Annotated in this window: 5 protein-coding genes; all 5 read right to left on the bottom strand. The window is 33.7% G+C overall.

Annotated elements, in window-relative coordinates:
• Nucleotides 1–5: 5 nt before the first annotated feature.
• A complete protein-coding gene (locus tag BO225_RS12255) occupies nt 6–161 on the bottom strand; it encodes a hypothetical protein (protein WP_158023765.1) in 156 nt (51 codons plus the stop codon).
• A gap of 342 nt (nt 162–503) precedes the next feature.
• Entirely contained in the window at nt 504–917 is a 414-nt protein-coding gene (locus BO225_RS00895; protein ID WP_076340413.1) for a hypothetical protein, read from the bottom strand.
• 57 nt (nt 918–974) lie between these two features.
• Nucleotides 975–1,625 (bottom strand): hypothetical protein, encoded by a 651-nt coding sequence (locus BO225_RS00890; protein WP_076340412.1) that lies wholly within the window; start codon nt 1,623–1,625, stop codon nt 975–977.
• A gap of 17 nt (nt 1,626–1,642) precedes the next feature.
• Nucleotides 1,643–2,077 carry a hypothetical protein gene (locus BO225_RS00885; protein ID WP_076340411.1) on the bottom strand — a complete coding sequence of 145 codons (435 nt, stop codon included), beginning with the start codon at nt 2,075–2,077 and terminating at the stop codon, nt 1,643–1,645.
• A 160-nt stretch (nt 2,078–2,237) separates the two neighbouring features.
• Nucleotides 2,238–2,433: hypothetical protein (locus tag BO225_RS12250; RefSeq protein ID WP_158023764.1), on the bottom strand; the 196-nt coding region annotated here is incomplete at its 5' end.

Genomic DNA, 2,433 nt, shown 5'->3' with positions numbered 1-2,433 from the left:
TGTTGTTATTTATCGACCGTTCTGCGATCGACATCGAGTTCACGGGCAATCTTGGATTTGTTCAATTTCAAAACACCCTCCTTCATAAGCGGCATAAGCTTGTTCAAATCTGTCAAAGAATCAACACCCAACGAGTTGTTGATTGATAAAGTAATGATCATAAAATCCTCCCTGCAAATAAGAGAATTTTACAATCTTTTTTTAGAAACTGTACATATTTATCTCATCGTTTATGTACATATTTATCTTATCGTCTACATCGGACTCCATTGTGTGAAAGAATTATAGGATACTTTTCTGTCTTTTAAATGTTCGATATTGTTATCAAACATATGCACATCTTTTATGTTGCACCACTGCAGCATTATATCTCCATTCTGCAAGACCTTATTCTGCACGATGTCGCTATCGCTAATAGATTATATTTCAACATCTGTCAGCTTCTGTCTTTCACCATCCATCCGGTATTCGATAAAGTTTGATTTCTCCTTACCGCACTAATTTTACTTCCTTTTGATCCCAATAAAGAACCCCAGCCAAAGTATGAACAATATGATCCAGAACCATCTGGAAAACTGAAACTGTTCTGCATACACAAGCCAAGCTCCCGTACTGATTTTCGAAAACAGCATAGCAACCAATATTTCAATGACTACAGTTCCAATTCCGGCATTCAGCCATTTCATCCGTCCTTCTTTTAACCCAAAATACCCAAATAGAGAAAAGCTGATCAGCACCAGAAAAAGCGATACTGTCTTTCCAATCGACATGATCTGTTGAGCGTTTTGAATCTGCTCAAATTGTTCGGGAGAAATTTCTCCCTGCATAGTAAACAAAGTTTTAAATGCGGAATTGATACATACTAGACAAGCTACATACAATGATATCGGTATGATCACGATCCATTTCTTTTTCATAATTTTTCTCCTATACTAAGAAAGGCAGAATCAATGATTCTGTCCTTTCACAATTAACTAACTTACTGTGTATTGATGGCTAATACTTCCAAAACTCATAGATCCCATCTCAGAAACATAACTAATTACATTATAGTGACAATAGAATGTAACATTCATTTTATTACCACTAATTGTTCCATATGTTGACATATTTGTATATTGTGGATAAAATGCAGTTCCCCACCCAGTAAACGATACATCTGCAGTGCATGAAGCTGATGAAATAATTCCTGTTCCTACGTTTCGAGTGTATGTACCATACATATAAGTGTTAACATCTTTATAATAACGTCCATATTCATCATGAACAATATCATAGTATTGTCGATTAGCATGTACTGTTTCAATTGCATATGGCACGATTCCTGAAGTTTCATCAAAATACAGATACAGATCATTTGATATTATTAAATCGATAATTACTTCTGGATTGTTGTTTTTAAATTCATCTTTAAATTTATCAATATATTGATCTGTTCTATCTCGTTCCTCTTTATCAAAGATTTTAAGAGAATAATTATTATTAAAACATTTTTGCAAAAAAGTGCTTATTCCATCACATTCATATACTACTTCCGAAGGATTTGACGTAGTAGCATTAATCGGCATCATAAACTGACTACTAAGCAATATTGCCATTCCAAAAGCTACAATTTTGTTTTTCATTTTTTTATCCTTATATTTTATTGTACTGTAAAACTTCTTGATACTATACCATAATCATAACTAATACTTGAATACATACCAATCACCCGATACGACGCTCCAAACGTAACGCTCATTCTGTCAGAACTAATATTTGCATAGGTATATATATTTCTAGCTTGTGGTATTACATCATTTGTAAAAGAACTAAAAGTAGGTACTACGCTACAGTTTGCTGAAACAATTTCACCTGTATTCACATTACGGACATAAGAGCCATAAATTATCGTCGTTACTTTTCCCTTCTTATTCTCTGAATATACAGTATCTGTAAATTGGCGAGAAACATTGATTGTTTCAAATCCTCTAGGCTGGATATTCAAAACTTCCTCTGCATAGACAGATATATCAATAGGAAAGAAAAGTGTAAAGAATGAAAAGCATAATGCTAAACTCAACAATACTTTTTTCATATATTTTCTCCTTATATTTTAAGATTAATCATGATACTCAATTTATTATTTATTTGTATAGTATTAACCACGGTGGAATATTCATTTTCATTCTCCTTCTACATTTTTGTCCTGTCCATTTTGAACCGGATGCTAAAATCTTTTCTATTCTTTGAACCGTTCACACATTATCGATCGTTGGCTTCTCTTTTGTTTTGATTTGCGGGATACACAACAAGAACAAACCAGTCAGGATCCAATCTAGTTCGATCAATCCTCCATCCAGCAAAGAATTTCCAGCCGCAATACGCAGGAGGATCCCTAAAACCAACATAACGATTTGGGTCGCAAAAATACAATAAGCTGTTTTGCGGATG

Source organism: Dubosiella newyorkensis, assembly GCF_001945605.1.
Lineage (GTDB): Bacteria > Bacillota_I > Bacilli_A > Erysipelotrichales > Erysipelotrichaceae > Dubosiella > Dubosiella newyorkensis.
The sequence above is the reverse complement of the archived record's forward strand: the minus strand, read 5'-3'. Positions and strand labels throughout refer to the sequence as shown.

What these genes read in the sequence shown, in the direction of transcription:
- BO225_RS12255 (WP_158023765.1), bottom strand. Translation starts at nt 161, where the DNA reads ATGATCATTACTTTATCAATCAACAACTCGTTGGGTGTTGATTCTTTG.
- BO225_RS00895 (WP_076340413.1), bottom strand. Translation starts at nt 917, where the DNA reads ATGAAAAAGAAATGGATCGTGATCATACCGATATCATTGTATGTAGCT.
- BO225_RS00890 (WP_076340412.1), bottom strand. Translation starts at nt 1,625, where the DNA reads ATGAAAAACAAAATTGTAGCTTTTGGAATGGCAATATTGCTTAGTAGT.
- BO225_RS00885 (WP_076340411.1), bottom strand. Translation starts at nt 2,077, where the DNA reads ATGAAAAAAGTATTGTTGAGTTTAGCATTATGCTTTTCATTCTTTACA.